At 67.2% G+C, this 711-nt stretch carries 1 pseudogene; it reads right to left on the bottom strand.

Annotated elements, in window-relative coordinates:
- Window positions 1-711: pseudogene (locus NBY69_RS37140) on the bottom strand (hydrogenase expression protein); the annotation flags it as partial.

The raw sequence follows: 711 nt of genomic DNA, 5'->3' as shown, positions 1-711 counted from the left end.
TTCGGGGTCGGGGGGTGCGGGTGCGGAGGGTGCGGGTGGTGGTGGGGCGAGGGTGGATTTGCCGACGTCGCTGCGTTCGGTGGCTTGGCTGGCTACGGAGGGTTTGTAGGCGATCCAGACCATGACGAGGGCGATGGTGAGGGCGATGAGCATGCTGATGATGACGCCGAGCCAGCGGGGGAGGAGTCCGGGTTGGATGTAGGTGCCCTGGACGGGGAGGGGTTCGGCGCCTGAGCGTTGGATGGCGAGGTTGTAGGGGCGGGACTGTTTCGCTCCGGCCCAGATGATCTGTCTTGGTTTGAGGGTGGTTTTGAGGAAGGCGGCGCGGCCGGGTTCGATCTGGACGTTGGCGGGGTGGATGTCGTAGGAGAGTTGGTCGCTGTTGTCGGTGCCGTTGACGGAGGCGGTGAGTTTGACGTTGCCGATGTTGTCGATGGCGAGGCGGGGGCGTCCTCGGAAGCGGCCTTTGACGGTGTGGGGGACGAGTTCGGCGCGTACTTCGGTGAAGGGGGTGACGGTGACGTTGCCCTCGGGGACCGTGGTGGCCTGGGGGTGTTCGGTCGGGATGATCTGGACGCCGTAGGGGGTGGGTCCGGCGGTGGCGTCGGGGGTGCGGGGCGGAGCGAAGGTCAGCTGCACGCTCCCGGTGGTTCCCGGGTAGAGGCGGATGGTCTGCGGTTCGACGGTCGTCCAGGGGGAGAGGTCACCCAC

Origin of the sequence: Streptomyces sp. A 4/2, from assembly GCF_940670765.1 — a bacterium.
In the GTDB taxonomy this organism is placed as follows: Bacteria; Actinomycetota; Actinomycetes; order Streptomycetales; family Streptomycetaceae; genus Streptomyces.
Note: the sequence above shows the minus strand (reverse complement) of the source record. Positions and strands in the feature narration are given on the sequence as shown.